This is a genomic window from Halomonas citrativorans, assembly GCF_014898005.1.
GTDB lineage: Bacteria > Pseudomonadota > Gammaproteobacteria > Pseudomonadales > Halomonadaceae > Vreelandella > Vreelandella citrativorans.
On record NZ_JABUYX010000005.1, the window covers coordinates 149,173 to 172,293 of the forward strand.

Below are 23,121 nucleotides of genomic sequence, written 5' to 3' on the forward strand. Positions count from 1 at the left end.
TCGTTACTGCTGCTCGTTTTGAGCGGCGTTAACTACCATATCCACAAGCTCTGGATATTCTTCCCGCCACAGATCGTAAACAGAGGAGGTCGCTTCGACAAAAGGCGCCTTATCAACCTCATTAATATTCACACCGGCATCTTCGATCAAGCTACGAAGCCGCTCATCCGCTTCAAGAGAAGCCTGGCGATTGAATTCACCTGCCTCGTCAGCCGCTTCCTGGACCGCCTGCTGCTGCTCAGCAGAGAGCATGTCCCACATCATCTTGCTCATCAGAAGTGGTGTGGACTCATATTTATGCCCGGTCAGCGAGATATAATCCTGAACTTCATGGAGCCTTGACGAGTAGGTATTCATCAAAGGATTTTCCTGGCCGTCTACCACACCCTGTTCAAGCGCGATGTAAAGCTCGGAGAAATTCATGGGGGTAGGATTGGCTTCCAACGCCTCAAAGATATCCACCGTCATTTCATCCGGCGGCGTGCGAATCTTCAAGCCTCGCAGGTCTTCCGGGGTCTCAATCGGGCGTACGTTGTTGCTGACGTGACGAATTCCATTATCCCACAGCCCAAGCAGTACCAGGTTCTGCTCTTCGGCCAAGCGTTTCAGCTCCGCACCCACTTCACCATCCATGACCTCCCAAGCGGCGGGCAGCGAGTCGAAGAGAAAAGGCAGACCCAGCACGGAGAATTGAGGCACTACGCTGGAGGTTGCGCCTTGGCTATTGGTACTGAACGCCAGAGTCCCCATACGCATGAGCGTCAAGGCTTCCATATCGTCGCCGTACTGGGCATTACCACCAACATCAACTATCAACTCACCATCGGTTTTCTCCTCAACCAATTCGGCAAAAAGCTCGGATGCCTCCCATTTGGGGTTTCCCTCTGCCGCATTATGCGTTAACTGAAGGGTCTGCTGGGCGGTGGCACTGCCTGCAAAGAAAACAGCGCCGGCGATGGCAGTAGCAAGAACAGTTTTTTTCATGACGTTTCTCTCAATTCGATTATTTGTTGTAAGTTGTAACTAGCGTATTAAGCTTCTGAATCAATTAACGTTTACAGCAACATGTTGCTCAATGGTTTTGACTACCTCCTTGGTAGAAATACCGTAGCGGTCATGTAGGGTGGGCAACGCACCGGCATCCAAAAACTCATCCGGCAGGCCGATCTGGTAGAACTTGACGGCCACACCCTCTTTCATTAGAAGCAAGGCCACGCTTTCACCCAAGCCGCCTACTACCGAGTGGTTCTCGGCGACGAAGACGGGGCGGTCCGGGTGGCGGCGCACTTCTTCCAGAATAGTCTGGGTATCCAGCGGCTTGATGGTGGCACAGTGCAGCACGCCCACCTCTTTGCCTTTCTCCTTGAGCTCGTCGGAAGCCTCGATAGCCCGCATAGTCATCAGGCCTGAGGAGATAATCAGGGCGTCTTTACCGTCGATCAGTTGCTTGGCCTTGCCAATTTCGAACTTGTAACCTTCGAAGCGGTCCAGCACGCGCGGCACCTTGCCCCGCAGCAGGCGCAGATATACCGGGCCGTTGAAATCCACCATCGCCTGAACGGACTGCTCGATATCGACCGCATCACACGGGTCGACGATCGTCAGGTTCGGCATGCCGCGAAAGATGGCAACATCTTCGGTGGCCTGGTGGCTCGGGCCGTAGCCGGTGGTCAGGCCAGGCAAGCCGCCGACGATCTTGACGTTAAGATTCTCTTCGGCAATCGCCAGGCAGATAAAATCATAGGCGCGGCGCGAGGCGAATACGCTATAGGTGGTCACGAAGGGAATGAAGCCTTCGCGAGCCATACCGGCACCGGCCATCATCAAAAGCTGCTCGGCCATACCCATCTGGTAATAACGATCCGGGTAGGCCTTGGCGAAAATATGCAGGTCGGTGTACTTGCCCAAGTCCGCGGTCATACCGACGATCTTGTCGTTTTTACCGGCGGCCTCGACCAGCGCGTGGCCAAACGGCGCCGAGGTAGTCGGCTGGTCTTCCCCCGCAATGGAGGCGATCATGGCCGATGTTTTAAGCTTCTTCTTGGCGCTCATCTTATTTCTCCCCTGACTGGATACCGTAAACGTCATCAAGCTCTTTGAGCGCCACGCTCCATTCGTTTTCATCCACACGAATAAAGTGGTTCTTATCCCGTTTTTCCAAAAAAGGCACGCCGCGGCCCATCAAGGTGTCGCAAATGATCACGCGGGGCTTGTCGGAGTTACTTGCCAAGGCGCTATCGAAGGCTTCAAGTACGGCTTCAAGATCGTTGCCATCAACGCGGTAGGTTTCCCAGCCAAACGCCGTCCACTTATCTGCGACGGGCTCGTAATTAAGCACCATTGAAGACTTGTCGTCGGCTTGCTGGTCGTTAACATCAACGATGGCAATCAGGTTATCCAGCTTCCAGTGCGCCGCTGAGGCTACCGCTTCCCAAGTGGAGCCTTCGTTCAACTCACCATCGGATAACAGATTAAAAATCCGTGAAGTGCTCTGTTTGCGCTTAAGTCCAAGCGCCATGCCAACACCGATACCTAAACCGTGCCCCAAGGAGCCGCCGGTGATTTCCATGCCCGGGGTATAAGCAGCCATGCCGGACATGGGCAGGATGCTGTCATCACTGCCGTAGTCTTCAATTTCGTCTTCACTGATAACGCCTGCCTCAATCAGAGCGGCATAAAGAGCGATGGCATAGTGGCCAATGGACAGCAGAAAGCGATCCCGCTCTTCCCATTCAGGATTTTTAGGGTCGATTTTTAAAGCGTGAAAGTAGGAAACGGCCAGCACATCGGCGATTCCCAGAGCTTGACCCACATAGCCCTGACCTTGCACTTCGCCCATACGAAGAGCGTGGCGGCGAATACTATAAGCCCGCTGTCGAAGCGCTTTTACGGTACTGGCTTTCGATGCGGTAGCTGTTTGACTCATGCAAGTCACCTCCAATTGGTTGACCAATTGAAGATAAAGGCAATTTATATTCCTCGAAACAGAACTTTAGTCTATGATAAATAACATTAAATTTAATAAATATAAAAAAAAGAACAATAAAAAACCATATAAAAGTCCAACAAAAACAAAAAGATAAACGAAAAACACTGCCTTACTATATAAAACAGACGCGCCAAATCAATGCCGTATCAACAGCCGCAGGCAATATAAATAAAACCATGGACAAATGGTCAACCAATGGCGAAGCGCAGAGAGAAAGGCAGGGTGCTCTCAAGGTCTGAGCATGTACGAGATAAACACACACTCAAACCCAGGATGTGGAAATACTGAGAGGAAGAAAAAGACCGGAAGATCAGCGAAAAAAATAAAAAGCCAACGAGCGGAATATCATCGCATCCAATTAATGTTAGCCACCAATACACATTGGTGGCCGCATCCCTACGTGTGTACAGGGCGGATAAATCTTAGCCATCAAAATATTAAAAAAGCACTTTATATCCCTTCTTGCCGCATCAACCGATCGACTTCTTCTGCCCTTGGAATACTGCTGGCAGCACCTCGGTACTGAACGGCTAACGCGGCGGCTGCCGTTGCTCTTTTGAGGCACTCAAGTGGCTCAGCGCCCGCCTGGCGAGCTGCGAGAAAATAGCCCACAAAGGTATCACCTGCCGCTGTGGTATCAATAGCTCTCACCGGTAAAGCGGCTTGAAAATAAGTTTTACTATTATATGAATACCATGCGCCCTCGCTTCCCAAGGTCAGTACTATCTCGGTACTGCCCAATTTATCCCTTAACTTTCTGAGCAAATCTGATGCGCTCGACTTTATCGGCATTTCTAATAAAGAAGCGGCTTCAGTGCGATTAAAAAAAAGTAACTTGCATTGATCCAAGGGTAGTTTTGATATATCTGCGGTCATGGGTGCGGGATTAAATATAACGTTACAACCACGGCTAGCTGCAAGCGGAATAATATAGCCAAGCCCATCACACTCGTTTTGAATAAGCAGCATATCTCCCGACTTAACCTTGGATAGCAACAATGCCAAACGTTCTTTTTCAGCACCGTGATTAACACCAGGGAACAAAATTATAGAATTCTCCCCTTGCTCATCAATCTGAACAATAGCATGTCCACTAGGCTGCTGGGTTAACTCTATATCACATACATCTACTCCTGCACTTTTCAGCTCTTCAACCGCCCAAGTATCTTTTAAAGACACTCTACCCCAATGGCTTACCATACCATTAGCGCGTGCTATTGACAGCGATTGATTTGCCCCCTTACCACCTAACCCTACACTGTGTTCATCGCACCCAAGTGTTTCTCCGGGACGAACAAAATAAGGAACGTGATAAATATAATCGATATTAATTGAACCATAATTATAAATCATCAACTCTTCTCTTTATTAAAAAGGCCAGCCAGTATAAAACTGGCTGGCCTTTAGGTCACTTTCTGATCATCTATCCTTTTAGTACAAAGGGTGCGATATAGTCATCAACATTATCTGGTGTAATAAGAATACAGTCATACAGCTGCTTTTCATTGTCCAAGCCAGTTTCGCCAGTACTAATATAATTATCAGCAATTCTGACGGCATCTTCTGCAAAGACAGCTACAGGCTGCAATACAGTATAAGACAACTCACCAGAACGAACTGCATCAACGGCATCAGGTGAACCATCGAACCCACCAACTAACACACCGTCAAGCAGGCCCTCTTGTTTGAGAGCCACAATAGCCCCTAGTGCCATTTCATCGTTACCGCTAATGACACCATTAATATCTGGGTGAGAACGCAGCATACTCTGCATCTTATTGCGCCCTTGGGTACGATCCCAATTAGCGATGTCAGAGGCTACTTGGGTTAGATCAGGATACTGGCTCAGGACAGTCTCATACCCATTAGAGCGTGTTGCTGCATTATTATCTGAAGGCGGACCTTCTAATTCTATATAGGTCCCTTCCCCGTTCAACTGCATTGCCCACTCTTGCGCACCTAACGCAGCCCCCTGAGCGTTGTTTGAAACTAACTGAGCCTTAGCTAATCCTTGTTCATTTATCTCAGCATTAATTATAAATACAGGAATACCTGCATCGACAGCCCTTCGGACAGCGCCAATGGAGCCATCTGCATTAGCAGGATCCAAAATTATAGCCTCAGCCCCATTGGTAATAGCCGTATCAACCTGATTACTTTCCGTATTTGTATCACCTACATGTGAGCTGACATTCGCTGTGTATCCTAATTCTTGTGCGGTGCGCTCAGCAATTGCTCCTTCTGTTTGCCAGTAGGGGTTAGACATATCATTCACGATAATAGATATTAGCCCTTTATCCTGAGCTACAATAGAGCCACTTACTAGCATTGACATGCTGGCAAGCGCTGTTAGAGCTAGCTTTTTACTTTTTGGAAACATACATCACCTCATAGTTATGATTATTAGAACTTCTGCGTAGTCCTTCGCAGGCCATACTTCTAAGCAAAACCACGCTAAGCGGCTGTTGCTTCAGAACTTTTATCTTTTGAATCTATTTGTTTTGTCTCTAACTTTTTAGAAGACTTATTTTTGGCACTGTACTGAATGTTATTAAGCATGACGGCAAAAACAATAACACTTCCTGTAAACACCATTTGCCAGTAGGCAGAAACCCCAACGATTACCAGGCCATCTGCCAGGAAGCCAATTACAAATGCACCCAGCAGAGTATTTCTTACTGAGCCGCGCCCACCCATTAGTGAAGCCCCCCCTATAACGACTGCAGCGATTGCCGTTAATTCATAGGTTGTTCCTGCAGTGGGCCCTGCTGACGTTAATTGAGAGGCAAGAACAATCCCAGCCAAGGCAGCGCATACACCGGAAATAATGTAAACAGAGAGCTTCACTCTATTAACAGGCACACCTGATAACTCTGCCGCCCTTGCATTACCACCCGTTGAGTAGACCCAGCGGCCAAACGGTGTGCGACTTAGCGCCAGCATGCACACAATAGCCACAAAAAAGAGGATCAGAACCCCCACAGGAATACCCAATAATTTGTTAAAACCAAGCCACTCGAACCCCGTATTACCTAATGCAGGATCACCACTCAAGCGATTAAAAGTCAGGCCATCAGTCAGCAACAGCGCTGCCCCACGAGCAACATACAACATGCCCAATGTGGCAACAAAAGCAGGCACTTTAAAATAGGCAACCAGAACACCGTTAATACTACCGACTAGCCCACCTAGTAAACACGTAAGCACTACAACAACCCACACGGAGGGAAAGAACGCTAAATTAAGCGCCTCAATCTCAACCCCTTCTAGCAGCATGCCGGCAAATACTCCGCACAGCGCCAACGTAGAGCCTACCGACAAATCTATACCGCCTGTTAGGATGACAAACAGCATTCCTATACCTAGCAAACCGAAAACAGCTACGTGCGAGGACATCGTCAAAAAATTGCCTGTCGAGAAATAAACAGGCGAGAGAATAGAGAAGACGATAATAATCGCGATCAATGCAAAAAAGGCCCTTCCTTCCAATAATATCTTGATGATATCAATATTGCCCTTTTTGACTCGTGATCCGTTGTTGTAATGAGACATGTTAATCACCTATCCGATTGAATACTCACGCGGCAACTGATTCGCCTGAAGCGGCCATAATTTCTTCCTTCGATACGCCAGGCCCGAATTCAGCAGAGATTCGCCCCTTGCTCATCACTACAACCCTATGCGGTATGCTTAAGCACTCGCTTACTTCAGATGTTGTAAAAACGACTGCCAAGCCCTCGCGCGCCCCTTCACTGAGCAGCTTGAAGACCTCTGCTTTCGCGCCAATATCAATACCTCGGCTCGGTTCATCAAGCATGAAGACGTCAGGATTGGTTGCCAGCATTTTACCGATAACAACTTTCTGCTGATTGCCTCCAGACAATGAGCCAATTTCAGCCTCACCACCATCTGTTTTGATATGTACCTTATTGATGGCTGAAGCAACCATTCCCTCCTCTAAGCTGGATGAAGTAAGTCCTTTGCGAGTAAATGCATTGATGCTAGCCAGCGACAAATTACGCCCGACTGTCATGGTTGCCACCAATCCATCCCGTTGGCGGTCCTCCGGTACTAGCACCAAACCTCTTTCTATTCGCTGTGCAATGTTGTAATGCGATATCTCTTGTGACTGGAGTCGTATTTTCCCCTCCGACTGCCGTACTCGCCCAGCAACACACTCTAGTAGCTCTGTTCTTCCTGCCCCCATCAATCCATAAATACAGACTATTTCTCCCGCACGAACATCAAGTGACAAGTCATCCACCACATAGCGATCTGCGACATTATCGTCACTTACGCAAAGGTGCTGAATAGAAAGCGCTATGCCTCCTTGCTCATACCCTTCCGGGGGTGAGCCAAGATCAAAGCTCTCGCCCACCATGTGCCTTACAATCCACTGAAGGTCGATTTCGCAGCGCGGGGCATAGGCGGTCATAACGCCATCACGCAGAACAACAGCATGATCTGTAATCTGCAGCGCTTCCTCTAAGTGGTGTGAGATATAGACAATCGATACACCCTTGCTTTTGAGATCCCGGACTACTTTGAACAGTGTCTCGACCTCCGACGCGCTTAATGCAGAAGTCGGCTCATCCATGATGAGAATGCGGGATTTTTTGGACAGCGCTCTAGCAATTTCAACGATCTGTTGTTGACCAACACGCAGATCTTCGACCGGCGTTAAGGGATGAATGGGCTCATCCAACTCTTTCATTAATAGCTCAGCCTGACGTGCCTCTTCGCTATAGTCGACGCTACCACTAACTTTAGTAAGCTCACGCCCCATGAAGATGTTATCGCGGACATTCAAATTAGGAGCCAAACTTAGCTCTTGGTGAATGATAGTAATACCTAATGCTTCCGCATCAGATGGTGAAGAAAAGCAAACGTTTTTTCCTTCAAGAACAATATCTCCAGCTGTCTGAGGGATGACGCCAGACAAAATTTTCATCAGTGTAGATTTTCCCGCCCCATTTTCGCCAAAAAGCGTAGTCACCAGCCCTCGGTGTATATCGAAATTGACTTCTTTAAGGGCTTGCACTGCACCAAAACGTTTTTCAATATTACGTGCAGAAAGGATCACCTCACGTGAAGTCGTTTTAGCTGTCGATTTCTGATTGTTATACATAGCTACTCCTTAGTCAGTGATCGCTATGCTCACCGGAGTAATTAGCCAGTTCTTTGGATTAATCATGTTAAAGGAGCCAGCGATCACTAAAGTTTTTCCCGTTAAATCCTGCCCTGCCATTTCCGAAAGTATCTGACGCTTCATTTCTTCATTTAAAGCAGCACCTGCATTTTGATATTCAATCTGGTTGGTGAAATCACTAAACTGAATATCCCCAGTGGTATCGCGAAGCGCGGTGCCATTAATCGCCGACCCAGCTTGTACCCGAACAACAATTTCATCGGACATACCAGCGACATTAACGGTATAAATGCCCGACTTTTCGTCTACAGCCACGCCTGTTAAAGTCACCGGTATAATATGGCCAATACCAGATGGAATACCGTATTTCTCTCCTGACGCAACGGCACTTTCAAGAGCCTCTGGCGCCAACACGGTTGCTTCTACTGCATTGGTTTCTACGTACTCTTTAATCTCAGGAAAGCTTTGTTGTGCAAAGTTTTCTGGTGAAAACCCCATTTCACTCTCAAGCTCGGTCAGGCTTACAATTTTGGTATCAAATGCCATTAACACAATAAGCGCTATGGCACAAACACCTACCACATAAACCTTTATACGCTTGTTAGCGGGCAACGAATTTAATGTCGCTGACATGGTCACTCCGGCATATTATTATGCTTATGATAAAAATCTTTAATGGCTTACTTCCAGTCTGGAATTAACACCACTTTTAATGCATCGGGATCATTGCGCATAAGATCCAGCCCCTCATGAAATTTATTCAATGGAAGCTTATGAGTTACTACACGATCCGTCGGAAAATCATTATTACCAATACCTTCAATAACCAATGGGTAGCAATAGGGACCTAAATGAGCACCCAATATATCCAGCTCTTTACGGTCACTAATAATACTCCAATCAACAGTAACAGGTTCTTTAAAAACACTAAACTCAACAAACCGCCCAAGTTTACGAATCATATAAAGCCCCTGCTCTACCGACTTAACTGCTCCCGTAGCCTCAATATAAATATCGCAGCCGTATCCCTCTGTAATACTTTTCACATAGTCGACAACATTAACCTCAGCTGGATTCAGAACGATGTCCGCACCAAATTCTTTGGCAAGCTCTAGCCGTTTATTATTGAGATCCAGGACTACCAGTTTCGAAGGGCCGGATTTTTTAATCGCGCCGATCATCCCTAACCCAAGCGTACCTGCACCGGAGAGAACCACGACATCACCCAGCTCCACCTGTGCACGTTTAACGGCATGCAGTGAACAAGCATAGGGTTCAATGAGGACCGCTTTTTCCATCGGGATTTCATCGGGGAGCTTATGGTTAATGGCTTCTTTGGGGAAGACCATGTATTCAGCCATACCACCATTTACATTGTTCTGAAACCCATAGACATCATGCTTTTCACACATCCAATACTGACCCCGGTTACAGAATCTGCATTCCCAGCAGGGCACAATTTGCTCAGATATAACGCGATCACCAATTTCCAAGTGTTTAACGCCGTCGCCCAATGCCATTACATGACCTATAAACTCATGCCCCGGAATCATAGGAGCCTTTATATAAGCGGGCTGAGTATCATCTCCCCAAAAGCTGGGTGCGCCTTCGTATGCCTTGAGATCACCTGCGCAGATGCCGCATGCTTCGACCTTAATCACCACTTCTCCCTCTTTCGCCTCTGGAACAGCAACCTCCTCAAGACGATAATCACCTGGAGCATAGGCCACGACAGCTTGCATGGTTAGTGGTAATTCAGCGTGCTTGTTGTTATCGGCATTACGCATTGCTCACTCCTAATGTCTCTTATTATGGTTTACAACCTTTCGTGCATTACAAAAGATATCACCGTGTACATATGAGTTAAGTACTTTAAGGATAGTCGAGTCAATTTATATTGTAACTTTTCATGCTAATACTTTAGACTAATACCATAACAAATTGATTATTAACAATAAAAAATAAAAATCCTATAAGACATAAAATCTCCCTATATAAGAAATACGTAAACCACCCTCGATCATATGATCATAGGACTATTAAATGCATCGCCTAACACATGACATCCTTGGCATACCAAAATGCATACACCATGGACAAAGTGATAAACAAAGAAGTGGCTGAAAAAGGGATTAAGCAGATAACCAAAGCTGCCAAGCAACTGAATAAATTGGGCGTTCAAGCCAGCCAAAAAGCCAATAGATAGGCATCTGCTTATGTCACATTGCGCTGAGTCGCTTCATCAAGGCGCAGAATAGTATGAGCATTAGTGACGCTGGTCGCTAATGTATCAATCACGCCTGTGCGAAGCGCACCCAAAATACCCACAGCTTTGGTATTCTCACTAGCGATAGCAATAACATCGGGAATTCGCGTAAGATCCTGAATATTAAGGCCTACTACACGCCCCTGCATGCGTGTATCAGAAGGCTGACCGTGGATATCGATAAAGTCATAACCCATCATATCCCCCACCGTCCCAGACAGGCGCGCTTCGGCTATCTCTTGGGCAGAAAACCATCCCATGCGTACCATATTGCTATCTTCACTTACGTCGCCCACGCCAATTAAAGCGGTATCGGCGCGTCGCGCACGGTCCAGCGTCTGGCGAACAGTGGAATTTTCGTACAATGCGTCCCTTACATCGCCGTTTTGTACCAAGGCAGGAGCGTAAAGTGTCTCACTATCGCCGCCAAACCGGCTCGCCAAGCGTCGACAAATATGATCAGGGTTCATATGCTCACCTGCACGCAGCGATCCGCCAATTGCACAGACAAAAGAAACCTTTAATACCTCTGCCTGAAAAACGTTATCTGCCACGGCGGCTACATTACGCCCCATACCAACGGCGACAATCTGGCCATCAATCAAGCTACGCGATAAGTGATCTGCCACCAGGCTCGCCACACCTGAACGCTGCGCATCTGGGTCCGCGTTATCCAGGGCAATTAGCGCCCGCTTGAGGCCAAAACGTCGCTTAAGCTCTTGCTCAATTTCAATGCTAACAGCGGGATGCACTCGTACTCGAACATCAACAATTCCCTCTGCTTGTGCCTTTTTAAGCAGACGTCCTATTCGTACTCGTGAATGACCAAGCCGATTAGCGATCGCTTCTTGGGTTTCCCCCTGTACATAGTAGAGAGTCGAAATCTCTGTCATCAAGTCAATGTCAGCAGTATCTTGACTATTCATTCAGCATCCGGGAATTGTTTAAAAGCATGGCACGTACTTAAAAACGAGGCGCTCCTACTTAAGAGCACCTCGCACGAGAACGTATAATGTCAGCTAGGCTCACACTTTTTCAATACAGGGATAAGCGCTTGAATGATCAGCGCGAGCGAAACAGCCCCTGCATCACGCGTGCCCAGACTTTTTTCTGCCAACGGGCGTGCCCGCCCCACTCGGGGTAACAGTTTCGCCGTTTCGTCAGCCGCTTTGCTAGCAGCGCGTGCGGCAACTTCCCAGCAAGCCACCAGCCCACCGCTCTTCTCAACCTCTTTGGATAAAGCATCGGCAAATGGGACCAGCACATCAACGAGCGTCTTATCACCCAACTCCGCCTTACCAAACGCCATTACCTGATCACGCGCACTTATCACACCTGCCGCAAGGCGCTGGCCAGAGAGCGGCCTATCATTACCTAGCGACTCTCCCATTGCTTTCAAAATCACCCGCCAGATAGCCCCTGATGTACCGCCCGCTTTATCTGACCAGCGCTGCCCTGCCCATTGCAGCACTGTTTGCGCGCCTGCACCCTTATTAAAAGCCTCGTTAGCACCTTCTAGCGCAGCTTTACTACCACGCTGCATACCGATGCCATGATCGCCGTCACCCGCGACGGCATCAATCTGACCCAATAAATCGCAATGGCTGTTCACGGTATTGGCAAGGACCTCCAGCGACTCGATAACGCCCCGCGCTAACTTACGAGAAGACTCGCTGGCCTCAGGAATAGTATCCTGCACCACGACCTCTACCTCAGCCGGGTCTAACGCCTCAGCGGGCTTGACACTGCCTTTTCGATAGCCAGGCGCATCAGCTGCAGCGGTCCAAAGCGGCTCCATTTGTTGATCAAGCCAGAAAAATGTCAGTGAAACCCCCGCCATGTCCAGGCTAGTCACCAGCTCACCCACATCCGGCTCTACAATATGTATGCCTACACTCTGCAATAGCTCATCGACTTTGCGATAAATAACAAATAGCTCTTCGTACTTTACGGTACCCAACCCATTAAGTACCACGGCCACGCGGGCTCCGCTGACTGCAATACCTTCAGGAACCTCTTGCAGCAATCGATTAACGAGCATTTCTGCCAGTTCATCGGCGGTGGGAACATCAGCCTCACTAATACCAGGCTCACCATGAATCCCCAACCCAATAGCCATCCTCCCCTCAGGCACATGGAAAAGGGAATCATCCGCTCCCGGCAGCGTGCATCCCTCAAAGGCAACACCAAAAGAGCGCGTGCAACGGTTTGCCTCTTTCGCCACCACGACGACTTCTTCAAGCGACAAGCCGTTTTCAGCAGCGGCAGCAGCGGCCTTAAAAACGGTTAAGTCCCCCGCAATGCCACGACGCTTATCTATCTCTTCTAGCGGTGCACTAGCTACATCATCAGTCACCAGCACGATTTCACAAGGAATGCCCTCGGCAATGAGGCGCTCTCGTGCCTCACCAAAATGCAGTACATCACCCGCATAGTTGCCAAACGAAAGCAGCACACCTCCACCGTTATGGGCTGCTTTAGCCACTGAGTAAACCTGCTGAGAGGAAGGAGAACAGAACAGATTCCCCATGACGGCGCCATGCGCTAACCCCTGCCCAACCAAACCAGCAAACGTGGGGTAGTGGCCGCTCCCACCCCCAATTACAACGGCTACCGTACCGGGTTCACTGCGCGTACTGCGCACAACACCACCGGGTACGGCCATCAACTTATCGCGATTAGCAGCCACTAATCCTAAGCGCGCTTCTTCAGGAAAATCACTCGGATCATTAAACAGGCGTGTCATTATTATACCTCCGGAGTGAAGACATACGGCGTCATCACAGCTTGCATAGTGGTGTTATTGTTAATTTCTGGCTATTAATCAGTCTCGCCATCTCATCAACTTATGCTTAGCGGGTTGTTAATCGAGACTCGTACTCATCAATTTTTGCTATTTTTAACTCGGAAGCACCACCAGAAAAATGATTACTCAAAAATGTGGAGACAATTAGCTTGGCTAATTCTGGCCCCACAACTCTCGCCCCGAGGGTCACGATTTGTGCGTTGTTACTGGTTTGAGCTTTAGCGGCCGAATAAACATCATGCGTTTGAGCAGCCCGTATACCAGGCACTTTATTAGCAGAAATAGCTACTCCAATACCTGTCCCACAAACCAGTACTCCACGATCAAAACGCCCTTCCTTAATGGCCGTTGCTACCTCAAATGCGACGTCAGGATATAGCACCGGCTCAGCATTAAACGTGCCAAAATCTTCAACCTCGAAGCCTAGCTCACGAACATGGCTAATCAGCATTTCCTTTAAGCCGTAAGCAGCCTCATCACCACCAATCGCGACCCTGAGAGTAGGCGTTTTATTAGACATTTTGGTTCTCTCCGCACAAGCAATAGAAGCACGGCGACCGATAGCAACAAATATTCAGACACTCTATCCAGCCGCCTACTGGTGCCTTCAATCTACCACCAGATGATCATTTGTAAATAGATTGATCATAAGAACATAAAGTATATGTCAGCGCTTATACAAAAGAGATAAAACATAAATATGGTAAGCGATTGAATAATATAAATTATTAGCCAAAAAAGCTGTAGAAGCATAATACTTATACTTTTGTATAGTAACCATCCATCCAAAAACTCCGTCACCATGCTTGACGAAAGACTCTTAACTGCCCAATCATTTGATCACAGACTGTTCATTTTAAAAATAGCAAAAATGACAAGCGAACACTCGCTGGCAGATGGCGTTCGGCTGTTGACATCGACTAACAGGACCAGGCGTCATTGATCTCGTAGCGCCTTATAGCTTGCAGTGTCATTTAATCAACAAGACCAAGGCATGATTCTTATGAAAAATCGCTCTGCCCTCGCCAATGCCATTCGCGCCCTTTCCATGGATGCTGTTCAGAAGGCCAAGTCCGGCCACCCTGGCGCCCCCATGGGCATGGCTGATATCGCCGAGGTGCTGTGGAATGATCACCTCAAGCACAACCCCGAAGACCCAAAATGGGCCGATCGTGACCGGTTCGTGCTGTCCAATGGCCACGGCTCAATGCTGCTCTACTCTTTGCTGCACTTAAGCGGCTATGAGTTAAGCCTGGAACAACTTCAGAACTTCCGTCAGTTGCACTCGCCCACCGCCGGCCATCCGGAATTTGGCTACGCGCCCGGCATCGAAACCACTACCGGCCCGCTCGGTCAGGGGTTTGCCAACGCCGTCGGCTTTGCGATTGCCGAAAAAACCCTGGCAGCGCAGTTCAACCGTCCGGGCCACACCATTGTCGATCACCACACCTGGTGCTTTTTGGGTGATGGCTGCCTGATGGAAGGCATTTCCCATGAGGCGGCGTCGCTGGCGGGTACTCAGCAGTTGGGCAAGCTGATTGCGCTCTACGACGACAACGGCATCTCGATTGATGGGGAAGTGGAAGGCTGGTTTACCGACGATACCGCCAAGCGCTTTGAAGCCTACGGCTGGCACGTGGTGCCCAATGTCGATGGTCACAAGCCGGAAGAGATCCAGGCCGCCATTGCACTTGCCAAACAGAACGATGACAAGCCCAGCCTGATTATCTGTAAAACGGTTATCGGTTTCGGGGCGCCCAACAAGCAGGGCAAGGAAGAGTCGCACGGCGCGCCGCTGGGCGAAGAAGAAGTTGCCCTGGCACGCAAGCAGTTGGACTGGCCCCACGCGCCGTTTCATATTCCCGAGCCCGTGTACGCTGGCTGGGATGCGCGTGAAGCAGGTAAAACCCGCCAGCAGGAATGGGAAAAACGCTTTGCCCGCTATGCCGAGGCGTTCCCGGCCGAGGCGCAGGAATTCAAGCGTCGCATGAAAGGCCAACTGCCGGCTGAAATACCGACCGAAGCCCTCATCGAGCAGGCCCAGGAAAAAGGCGCCAGCATCGCCACCCGTAAAGCGTCGCTGGAAGCGCTTAACGTGATTGGTCCGAAAATGCCGGAGCTGCTCGGCGGCAGTGCGGACCTTGCGCCGTCCAACCTGACCTTCTGGAAGGGTGCCAAAGCGATTACGCCGGAAGATGCCAGCGGTAACTACCTGCACTATGGCGTACGTGAGTTCGGCATGGGCGCGGTGATGAACGGTATCTCCCTGCACGGTGGTTTTGTCCCGTACGGCGCAACCTTCCTGATCTTCATGGAGTACATGCGTAACGCGGTTCGCATGGCGGCATTAATGGGTCAGCAGGCGATCTACGTATTTACCCATGACTCCATTGGCCTGGGTGAAGATGGCCCGACCCACCAGCCGATTGAGCAGTTGACCAGCCTGCGCACGACGCCGAACCTGAACACCTGGCGCCCGTGTGACGCGGTGGAAACCGCCGCGGCCTGGGATGCAGCCATCAAGCGTCACTCGGGCCCCACGGCGCTGATCCTGTCGCGTCAGAACCTGCCGCACCAGGCCCGCACCAAAGCCCAGCTGGCTTCCATTCAGCGTGGCGGGTATGTGCTGAAAGACAGCGACGGTACGCCCGAGCTGATCCTGATCGCCACCGGTTCGGAAGTGGGACTGGCCATGGACGCTGCCGCCGAGCTTGAAGCACAGGGCAAAGCAGTACGCGTGGTCTCCATGCCGTCGACCTACCGCTTCAACGGTCAGGACGCCGAGTACCGGGAAAGCGTCCTGCCCAGGGCGGTCACCAAGCGCATCGCCATTGAAGCCTCACATGCCGACTACTGGTACAAGTATGTAGGTCTGGACGGCCGTGTGATCGGCATGACCACGTTCGGCGAATCCGCCCCTGCGGGTGAGCTGTTCAAGCACTTCGGCTTTACGGTTGAGAATATTCTTGGCACAGCAGACGAAATGCTAAACAGGTAAGAAAAATAGCTGAACGACGTTCTACTCAGAGCATGGCTAGCGTCACCAAAAACGCCATGCCCTGATTATCCACGCTGACGACCAATAAGCTTAATCTTCATCCTCGTCATCGCGCATCCGCGCCTGACGCTCAGCCTCTTCTTCTTTGGCGTCATCGATCACTTCCATCAACTCATCGACATTGGCGATGTGGGTGTCGAAGTCGAAGTGGCCGGTCAACTTACTCTCTGGATGCAGCTCGCCTGCCTCATAAAGCGCCCACATCTCTTTGCCATAGTGGGTCTTTAGCAATTCAGGCGCATAGTGGCCAAAGTAGGCGCGCATGTTATTAACGTCACGCTCTAGCATGGCAGCGGCGCTATTGTTACCAGCAGCATCCACGGCCTGGGGCAGGTCAATAATGACCGGCCCCTCGGCATCTACCAGCACGTTAAATTCCGACAAGTCACCGTGGATCAGGCCAGCGCAGAGCATGCGCACCACATCCTTGATGACTTTATCGTGATAGCGCAGCGCTTGCTCGTGGGTCAGTGTTACGTCATCCAAGCGTGGCGCAACAGTGCCCTCGGCATCGGTAATCATCTCCATGAGCAGCACGCCATCCACAAAACCGAAAGGCTTGGGTACGCGTACTTCAGCCGCGGCAAGGCGATAAAGCGCGTCTACTTCCGCAGTTAGCCACGCCTGCTCCTGCTCTTTTTGACCATAGCGGGTCTTCTTCGCCATGGCCCGGGCACGCCGGCTATTACGCTCTTTACGCCCTTCCTGGTACTGTACCGCTTGCTTAAAGCTGCGCTGTTTTGCCTCTTTAAATACCTTGGCACAGCGTACTTCTTCGCCACAGCGCACCACGTAAACCTGTGCTTCCTTGCCGCTCATCAACTGCGTCAGCACCTCATCGATCAGGCCGTCATCGACCAGGGGCTGTAATCGTTTGGGTGTTTTCATGGCTAGCTGCAATGGCTCCTATAGAAGTAGAAACAGTTAGAAGTAGGGACAGTTTCTGGCACTCAGTAGCGAATGCGACGCACACGAAAGGCGCGTCCTTTTAGTTTGTCACGTTCGAGTTTGGCCTGGGCTTTTTGAACGGCGCTGCGCTCAACCGCGACATAAGCACTACGAGCCAACACTTTAATTTTACCGACCTGATCACCGCGCAGCCCGCCCTCGCTGGTCAGGGCACCCAAAATATCGCCTGGCCGCAGTTTATCCTTTTTGCCACCGGCTAATTGCAGCGTCGCCATGGGAGGTTCAAAGGGGGCTGTTTGTGTGGCTTTAGGAAGTGCTTCCGTAGTGAGCTGCTCGCTCAGAAGCTCTGCCAAGCGCCCCAGGCGATAGGTTTCTTGAGGGGTTACCAGTGTACAGGCAATGCCACTGGCGCCAGCCCGCCCGGTACGCCCTACGCGGTGGACATGAACCTCTAGCTCACGGGCAATTTGATAGTTAAACACCGCATCCAATTGCGCAATATCCAGGCCACGTGCCGCCACGTCGGTGGCCACCAGGATTGACGCACTTTGGTTGGCAAAGAGTATCAAAATACGATCACGGTCTTTTTGCTCTAAATCACCGTGCAGCGCTACCGCGCTAAAACCGGCATCCACTAGGCTATCGGCTACTGCCTGAGTTTCGCGCTTGGTGTTGCAAAACACCACGCTGGTCGTCGGGCGGTTGACCAGCAACAGCTGTTTAAGCGCACCAAAGCGGGCATCTTCACTAGGCACTTCATAGAAGTGCTGATCAATGGTAGTGGCGTCATGCACCTCAGCCACTTTAACGCTGACAGGATCCATCATGACGCCGCGCGTCATGGCCGCCAAGCCACCGGACTCCTGTTCATCAGGGAAGGTGGCGCTAAATAGCAGCGTCTGGCGATCTGCCGGGGTTTCCGCAATGATCGCGTCCAATGATGCTTGAAAGCCCATATCGAGCATACGATCCGCCTCGTCCAGCACAAGTGTGCTTAGCGAACCCAGCGTCAACGAACCTTTACGCAGATGCTCTTCAATACGCCCCGGGGTACCAACAACAATATGCGCGCCATGCTCAAGCGAGCCTAACTGTGGCCCAAACGGCGCTCCGCCACACAGTGTTAATACTTTAACGTTAGCCATGGCCCGCGCCAAGCGGCGCAGCTCTTCGGCCACCTGATCAGCAAGTTCACGAGTGGGGCAAAGTACCAGCCCCTGTACAGAAAATACTTCAACCCGCAGTTCAGCGAGTAGCGCCAAACCAAACGCCGCTGTTTTGCCCGAGCCTGTTTTGGCCTGTGCCAGCACATCCTGCCCGGCCAGCATGGGCGGCAGGCTTTGCGCCTGAACAGGCGTCATCTGGTGATAACCCAGCGACTCAAGGTTAGTAAGCAGCGTGGCCGGTAAGGCGAGCGACGAGAAGGAGACGTCTGACACAATAAAACCTGCAGGGCCGTTTAACGGCCAGTAAAGAGGTAACTAATACGGATACACTTTAATGTGAAGCACCATACCAGAAAGTGCCTGCCCCTGCGTGCATCTCATACCGCCAGTGGCGCAAGCTCAGCCTTGCAAAGGGTTGCCAGGTCATTGGGCGCCAGCTCAATTTCAAGCCCGCGCCGCCCGGCGCTGACAAAAATAGTGGCAAAGCCCACAGCCGACGCATCAATATAGGTTGCCAGGCGTTTTTTCTGCCCCAAGGGGCTTACCCCACCCAACACGTAACCAGTGGCACGCTCGACCTCGGCAGGCACCCCCATGACGGCTTTTTTAGCCCCAGCGGCCTTGGCAATCTGCTTTAGGCCCAACTGATGAGTGACCGGCACGATCCCCACAGCAAGCGTCTTGCCGTCCAGCGTTACTACCAGGGTCTTGAATACTTGCTCGACGGCCACCCCCAGTTTTTCAGCGGCTTCCAAGCCGTAAGACTCCGCCGCTACATCGTGCTGATACTCATGAATTTCAAACGGTATACCCGCTTTTTTGGCCGTATTAATGGCTGGTGTCATGACGCTCTCTTGATGTTTAGTAAAGTTGGGCAGCCCTTGTGGCGCGCTCTGGAAAGCCTATTCCTGCCTGCTACGCTAAATAGCGTAAGCGCTAAAGGGAAGTCAACCTAAAGGAGCCTTAATTATGCCAGCCACATCGAAAGCCCAGCAAAAAGCCGCAGGCGCCGCCCTTTCCGCCAAACGTGGAGAAACCAAGCCCAGTGAGCTTTATGATGCTTCCAAGGATATGTACGACTCAATGAGCGAAGAGGAGCTTGAGGAGATGGCAAGCACCGAGCGCAAAGGCAAACCAGAGAAGAAAGACGATTAACTGCGCTTGTAGTGCTCCGCTTTTACATCATAACGCCCGCTTCATTAAGCAGGCGTTATGATGAACACTAACGAAAGTGACAGTGCTATTCCCCCCGGTTTACGTGGCCACCAGGGTAATGCTGGTGACGGGGCGCAAATTACGCTGCAAGCAGTGCTGTTCAACGCTCTCTACAATCTCTTCAGCATCATCGATCTGTTGCTTGTCGAGCTGGATATCCACCATCAGAAAGCTGCCCACCTGCGCCAGGCGCACATCGTCACTGGCGATATCAAACTCGGCGATCTCTTCCACCATGTCCTGGCGAATGCTGCCCATGGGTTCGCCAAACATTAGTTCGCGAAGCGCTCCACGCACCATGCGGATAGGCATGGGTAAAAAGTAGCCTGCAATGATCAGCACCATTACCGGGTCAGCCAACCGCGCATAACTTGCCCAGGGCGTTAACGTGAGTCCCCAGGTAAGTGCAAAACCAAGCATTACCGCCGCGCTTAACCAGGTATCCATTTGCCACTGACGCAGCTCAGCCGCCAACAAGGAGGAGCGAGCAATACGGGCATAGCGCTTTAGCCACCACCAGGTCAACAAACAGCCGCTCACGTTAGCGACACCAAATAACAAGGCCAAATCAAGTGTCACCAAGCGTCCGCCCTGCGCCAGGCTCCACACGGCTGACACTAAAGAGAACAGACACACCAGCGCAATCACCACGCCTTTGAGCAGCACCGCTAGCGGCTCTACCGTTAGCCGCCCAAAGGGGTAGTGATCATCTGCGGGTTTGCGGGCATGCTGTAACGCAAGCAGTGAGAGCGAAGCGAGAACAAGGCTTAACAGTGAATATCCGCTATCGAATAAAATCGTGATAGAGCCACTGGCTAATCCCAGAACCAAGCCAGACAGCGCAAAAAAGCTTGCTGAAACAGCTGAAAATCTTAGCGCACGGCGCTCAGCAATAAAGGGGGTCACGCAGAAAACTCCATTCTGATTTAGCAGGATTATAGGAAATCGTGCTGCATGGTAAAGGGTGTACTAACGTTTAACGAATCACTCAGCGCTAAAAAAAATAGCACTCAACCACGAGACCCCGTATGCGAGCTGAACAAGTCCAGGCATTTGTTGAAGTTACTGAGCACGGCTCCTTTGCCGCCGCTGCGCGGCAGTCAGGTATAAAGCGCGGTACGCTAAGTGCGGCGGTCCATGCGCTGGAAGATAGCCTGGGGGTGGCACTGTTTGAACGCTCGGGAAATAGCCTGACACTAACCGCCGTAGGTGAAAGCGTACTCCCCGACTGTTACCGGCTACTGACAAGTGCCAGCCGAATCAAAAAGCATTGCCACCAACATCTGCAAGGGGTCGAAAACCAGCTGTGCATTGCCCGCGATGATGCGCTTCCTGAGCGGTTCTGGCACCAGGTCATGCACGATTTAAAGCAGCAGTTCCCGCTGACCGCGGTATCGGTTTATCTTGTTCCACCGCAGGAGCACAGCCAATTTATTCTGCGCCAAACTGTCGATATTGCGTTTGGGCTTTATACCGCCGAAGGCGTTGCCCCCCATGCAGCCAACCTGGCACCTGTGAGTATGCGCTTAGTGGCCTCTCCACAGCACCCACTGAGTCGGCTTCCTAGCGTCAATCGCGATGATCTCGCCCAATACACGCAAGTCTGCTTAACCCACATTCAGGACGACAAACTGGTCAGCGAGGCGCTGTTTTCCGCTAACTACCTGGGCTTCACCATGTTTGAGGTGATCCGAGATGCGGTAATAAACGGCACGGGATGGGCACTGCTTCCCCACCCGCTGGTTAAAGAAGCATTGGAAAGTGATCAGCTCTGTTCACTGAATCACGACCTTGCCCTGGATAGCCACTATTACCGCTATGTAGAGAGTGAAAACCTGGGCGTAGTGGCCACCGCACTCCTTAACAAAGTGGCGCGTTTTCTAGGCAATGCGCAGTAGTGGTCACTTCGGTGAAATATAGCAGTGGAAAAAAGTGCAATATCCTTCCACGCTATAAAAAAGTGCCTCACAAGGAGATTTAAAGACACGCCAGAGGAACGACACAGGCAAGTGTCATCTAGGCGTAAGATGTAGCTGCCAGTGTCGATGTTGCCGTCAACCAAGGAGCTATCGCCCGATGGTAAGACTCGATAAGAAAGCGACAAGGCTTTATGTCCTGGACACCAATGTCCTAATCCATGACCCCACAGCGCTCTACCACTTTGAAGAGCATGACGTGGTTATCCCCATGACGGTTCTTGAGGAACTGGATAAGCATAAAAACGGAATTCGTGAGATTGCCCGTACGGCACGTCAAGTTAGCCGTACGCTCTCTGACCTTACCAACCAGGTTACTTTTGACGAGATTCAACGCGGCATCCCCATCCCACGTATTAGCGGCGAATCTGGACGCCTGCACTTTCTCTGCTTCAACGATTTAAAGCCCTTCGACTCGATGGACGACAGTCCGGATAACCGTATTCTGGCGGAAACCTGTCGGCTGCGCGATGAGCGCCCCGATGCCTCGGTCATTCTAATTACCAAAGATATCAACCTGCGCGTAAAGGCGGCCGCGCTAAAAGTCCCTGTGGAGGATTACTTTAACGATCGGGCATTCTCAGACAGCGATGCCATGATTGAGGGTGCCCAGGTATACGCATCGGCGGGGCACAACGGCAGGGCACTTTGGGAAGCGCTGAATGTTGATGTCAGCGTTGAGCGGGTGGAGCATCAAACGTTTTATCAATTAAGTGGCGACATGCCCCGTCACTGGCACTTGGGAATGCTTGTCTCCGACAGCGAGAACGGCGCTGAGTTTGAGGCCATTATTCGTGAGCTGTCGCCCTCATCAGCGCGGTTACAGCTGTTGACCAACTACCGCCACCACGCTGGGGCGTGGGGCGTTCACGCCCATGATAGCCGTCAAAACTTTACCCTGAACCTGCTGATGGACCCGGACATTGATCTGGTCACCATTGCCGGTAACGCGGGCACGGGTAAGACCTTTATGACGCTGGCCGCCGCTTTCCAGCAAACCCTGGATGCCAAGCAGTTTGAGCGCATCGTGTTTACCCGCGCACCTATTCCGATGGGCGAGGACATTGGTTTTTTGCCCGGTACCGAGGAGGAGAAGATGTCGCCGTGGATGGGTGCCTTCCACGACAATATGGATAACCTGCTGCGCAATGACGAAGGAGAGTCGACCTGGGATAATGGCGCAACACGGCAACTGATTGGCTCACGCGTGCAAATTCGCTCGCCAGGCTTTATGCGAGGGCGCACTTTAAACGACACCTTTTTGATTATCGACGAGGCACAAAACTTTACACCCAAACAGCTTAAATCACTGGTTACCCGTGCCGGACGTAATACCAAAATTGTCTGTTTAGGCAACGTGGGGCAAATCGATACGCCCTACCTAACCGCCAATACCTGCGGCATGGCGGCCGTGGTTGAGCGCTTCCGTGACTGGCCACACGCCGGGCATATTACCCTCAAAAGCGTTGAGCGTTCGCGCCTGGCGCTGGCGGCTGAAGAGCTTTTGTAAAAAGGCTGTTCTAAAAAGGGCTCTTACAGCGAGGGTAACCGCCTAATACGTAAACGTACGGTAAAACCGCCAGCTCG

Annotated in this window: 20 protein-coding genes; 4 read left to right on the top strand and 16 right to left on the bottom strand. The window is 50.9% G+C overall.

Going from position 1 to position 23,121, the window contains the following annotated elements:
* Nucleotides 1–3: 3 nt before the first annotated feature.
* The 12 genes from INT20_RS08370 to INT20_RS08425 all read right to left on the bottom strand — a co-directional run bounded on the left by INT20_RS08370 (nt 4) and on the right by INT20_RS08425 (nt 13,730).
* The gene (locus tag INT20_RS08370; protein WP_193054766.1) at nt 4–984 is read right to left on the bottom strand and encodes a TRAP transporter substrate-binding protein; all 981 of its coding nucleotides are present in this window, start codon (nt 982–984) and stop codon (nt 4–6) included.
* Between the two features lie 60 nt (nt 985–1,044).
* On the bottom strand, nt 1,045–2,052 hold the full coding sequence (locus INT20_RS08375; RefSeq protein WP_193054765.1) for a transketolase family protein: 1,008 nt from the start codon (nt 2,050–2,052) through the stop codon (nt 1,045–1,047).
* 1 nt (nt 2,053) lies between these two features.
* On the bottom strand, nt 2,054–2,926 hold the full coding sequence (locus tag INT20_RS08380; RefSeq protein ID WP_193054764.1) for a transketolase: 873 nt from the start codon (nt 2,924–2,926) through the stop codon (nt 2,054–2,056).
* A gap of 513 nt (nt 2,927–3,439) precedes the next feature.
* Nucleotides 3,440–4,342 carry a ribokinase gene (locus INT20_RS08385; protein ID WP_193054763.1) on the bottom strand — a complete coding sequence of 301 codons (903 nt, stop codon included), beginning with the start codon at nt 4,340–4,342 and terminating at the stop codon, nt 3,440–3,442.
* Nucleotides 4,343–4,412: 70 nt separating this feature from the next.
* On the bottom strand, nt 4,413–5,369 hold the full coding sequence (locus INT20_RS08390; protein WP_193054762.1) for a D-ribose ABC transporter substrate-binding protein: 957 nt from the start codon (nt 5,367–5,369) through the stop codon (nt 4,413–4,415).
* 74 nt (nt 5,370–5,443) lie between these two features.
* On the bottom strand, nt 5,444–6,541 hold the full coding sequence (locus INT20_RS08395; RefSeq protein ID WP_193054761.1) for an ABC transporter permease: 1,098 nt from the start codon (nt 6,539–6,541) through the stop codon (nt 5,444–5,446).
* A gap of 25 nt (nt 6,542–6,566) precedes the next feature.
* Nucleotides 6,567–8,117 (bottom strand): sugar ABC transporter ATP-binding protein, encoded by a 1,551-nt coding sequence (locus INT20_RS08400; protein WP_193054760.1) that lies wholly within the window; start codon nt 8,115–8,117, stop codon nt 6,567–6,569.
* 9 nt (nt 8,118–8,126) lie between these two features.
* Nucleotides 8,127–8,771, bottom strand: a complete 645-nt coding sequence (locus INT20_RS08405) for a DUF2291 family protein (RefSeq protein ID WP_193054759.1) — start codon at nt 8,769–8,771, stop codon at nt 8,127–8,129.
* A gap of 47 nt (nt 8,772–8,818) precedes the next feature.
* Entirely contained in the window at nt 8,819–9,925 is a 1,107-nt protein-coding gene (locus tag INT20_RS08410; protein ID WP_193054758.1) for an MDR/zinc-dependent alcohol dehydrogenase-like family protein, read from the bottom strand.
* A gap of 427 nt (nt 9,926–10,352) precedes the next feature.
* A complete protein-coding gene (locus INT20_RS08415) occupies nt 10,353–11,330 on the bottom strand; it encodes a sugar-binding transcriptional regulator (RefSeq protein WP_193054757.1) in 978 nt (325 codons plus the stop codon).
* Between the two features lie 89 nt (nt 11,331–11,419).
* Entirely contained in the window at nt 11,420–13,150 is a 1,731-nt protein-coding gene (locus INT20_RS08420; protein WP_193054756.1) for a dihydroxyacetone kinase family protein, read from the bottom strand.
* A gap of 106 nt (nt 13,151–13,256) precedes the next feature.
* Nucleotides 13,257–13,730: an RpiB/LacA/LacB family sugar-phosphate isomerase gene (locus INT20_RS08425; protein ID WP_193054755.1), complete on the bottom strand. Its 474-nt coding sequence runs from the start codon at nt 13,728–13,730 to the stop codon at nt 13,257–13,259.
* A gap of 483 nt (nt 13,731–14,213) precedes the next feature.
* On the opposite strand from INT20_RS08425, the gene tkt reads away from it, so the two are divergent.
* Nucleotides 14,214–16,208 (top strand): transketolase, encoded by a 1,995-nt coding sequence (gene tkt / locus INT20_RS08430; RefSeq protein WP_193056781.1) that lies wholly within the window; start codon nt 14,214–14,216, stop codon nt 16,206–16,208.
* Between the two features lie 90 nt (nt 16,209–16,298).
* Here the strand turns inward: tkt and INT20_RS08435 are convergent, their stop codons facing one another.
* The 3 genes from INT20_RS08435 to ybaK form a co-directional block, all read right to left on the bottom strand.
* Nucleotides 16,299–17,156 carry a PA4780 family RIO1-like protein kinase gene (locus INT20_RS08435; RefSeq protein ID WP_193054535.1) on the bottom strand — a complete coding sequence of 286 codons (858 nt, stop codon included), beginning with the start codon at nt 17,154–17,156 and terminating at the stop codon, nt 16,299–16,301.
* 62 nt (nt 17,157–17,218) lie between these two features.
* Nucleotides 17,219–18,616 carry an ATP-dependent RNA helicase DbpA gene (dbpA, locus tag INT20_RS08440; RefSeq protein WP_193054534.1) on the bottom strand — a complete coding sequence of 466 codons (1,398 nt, stop codon included), beginning with the start codon at nt 18,614–18,616 and terminating at the stop codon, nt 17,219–17,221.
* A gap of 104 nt (nt 18,617–18,720) precedes the next feature.
* The gene (gene ybaK / locus INT20_RS08445) at nt 18,721–19,188 is read right to left on the bottom strand and encodes a Cys-tRNA(Pro) deacylase (RefSeq protein WP_193054533.1); all 468 of its coding nucleotides are present in this window, start codon (nt 19,186–19,188) and stop codon (nt 18,721–18,723) included.
* Between the two features lie 124 nt (nt 19,189–19,312).
* Between ybaK and INT20_RS08450 the strand changes: the two genes are divergently transcribed.
* Complete coding sequence (locus INT20_RS08450) at nt 19,313–19,498, top strand: DUF3008 family protein (RefSeq protein ID WP_193054532.1); 186 nt, start codon at nt 19,313–19,315, stop codon at nt 19,496–19,498.
* A 99-nt stretch (nt 19,499–19,597) separates the two neighbouring features.
* Here the strand turns inward: INT20_RS08450 and INT20_RS08455 are convergent, their stop codons facing one another.
* The gene (locus INT20_RS08455) at nt 19,598–20,464 is read right to left on the bottom strand and encodes a cation diffusion facilitator family transporter (protein WP_193054531.1); all 867 of its coding nucleotides are present in this window, start codon (nt 20,462–20,464) and stop codon (nt 19,598–19,600) included.
* A 122-nt stretch (nt 20,465–20,586) separates the two neighbouring features.
* On the opposite strand from INT20_RS08455, the gene INT20_RS08460 reads away from it, so the two are divergent.
* Nucleotides 20,587–21,456: a LysR family transcriptional regulator gene (locus INT20_RS08460; RefSeq protein WP_193054530.1), complete on the top strand. Its 870-nt coding sequence runs from the start codon at nt 20,587–20,589 to the stop codon at nt 21,454–21,456.
* Between the two features lie 178 nt (nt 21,457–21,634).
* A complete protein-coding gene (locus tag INT20_RS08465; RefSeq protein WP_193054529.1) occupies nt 21,635–23,044 on the top strand; it encodes a PhoH family protein in 1,410 nt (469 codons plus the stop codon).
* Nucleotides 23,045–23,121 lie beyond the last annotated feature (77 nt).

Excerpts from the sequence above, each read along its gene's own strand:
- INT20_RS08390 (WP_193054762.1), bottom strand. The coding sequence starts at position 5,369 with ATGTTTCCAAAAAGTAAAAAGCTAGCTCTAACAGCGCTTGCCAGCATG.
- INT20_RS08450 (WP_193054532.1), top strand. The coding sequence starts at position 19,313 with ATGCCAGCCACATCGAAAGCCCAGCAAAAAGCCGCAGGCGCCGCCCTT.
- INT20_RS08415 (WP_193054757.1), bottom strand. The coding sequence starts at position 11,330 with ATGAATAGTCAAGATACTGCTGACATTGACTTGATGACAGAGATTTCG.
- INT20_RS08435 (WP_193054535.1), bottom strand. The coding sequence starts at position 17,156 with ATGAAAACACCCAAACGATTACAGCCCCTGGTCGATGACGGCCTGATC.
- INT20_RS08375 (WP_193054765.1), bottom strand. The coding sequence starts at position 2,052 with ATGAGCGCCAAGAAGAAGCTTAAAACATCGGCCATGATCGCCTCCATT.
- INT20_RS08465 (WP_193054529.1), top strand. The coding sequence starts at position 21,635 with ATGGTAAGACTCGATAAGAAAGCGACAAGGCTTTATGTCCTGGACACC.
- INT20_RS08460 (WP_193054530.1), top strand. The coding sequence starts at position 20,587 with ATGCGAGCTGAACAAGTCCAGGCATTTGTTGAAGTTACTGAGCACGGC.
- INT20_RS08410 (WP_193054758.1), bottom strand. The coding sequence starts at position 9,925 with ATGCGTAATGCCGATAACAACAAGCACGCTGAATTACCACTAACCATG.
- INT20_RS08380 (WP_193054764.1), bottom strand. The coding sequence starts at position 2,926 with ATGAGTCAAACAGCTACCGCATCGAAAGCCAGTACCGTAAAAGCGCTT.
- tkt (WP_193056781.1), top strand. The coding sequence starts at position 14,214 with ATGAAAAATCGCTCTGCCCTCGCCAATGCCATTCGCGCCCTTTCCATG.
- INT20_RS08425 (WP_193054755.1), bottom strand. The coding sequence starts at position 13,730 with ATGTCTAATAAAACGCCTACTCTCAGGGTCGCGATTGGTGGTGATGAG.
- INT20_RS08405 (WP_193054759.1), bottom strand. The coding sequence starts at position 8,771 with ATGTCAGCGACATTAAATTCGTTGCCCGCTAACAAGCGTATAAAGGTT.
- INT20_RS08385 (WP_193054763.1), bottom strand. The coding sequence starts at position 4,342 with ATGATTTATAATTATGGTTCAATTAATATCGATTATATTTATCACGTT.
- ybaK (WP_193054533.1), bottom strand. The coding sequence starts at position 19,188 with ATGACACCAGCCATTAATACGGCCAAAAAAGCGGGTATACCGTTTGAA.
- INT20_RS08370 (WP_193054766.1), bottom strand. The coding sequence starts at position 984 with ATGAAAAAAACTGTTCTTGCTACTGCCATCGCCGGCGCTGTTTTCTTT.
- INT20_RS08395 (WP_193054761.1), bottom strand. The coding sequence starts at position 6,541 with ATGTCTCATTACAACAACGGATCACGAGTCAAAAAGGGCAATATTGAT.
- INT20_RS08420 (WP_193054756.1), bottom strand. The coding sequence starts at position 13,150 with ATGACACGCCTGTTTAATGATCCGAGTGATTTTCCTGAAGAAGCGCGC.
- INT20_RS08400 (WP_193054760.1), bottom strand. The coding sequence starts at position 8,117 with ATGTATAACAATCAGAAATCGACAGCTAAAACGACTTCACGTGAGGTG.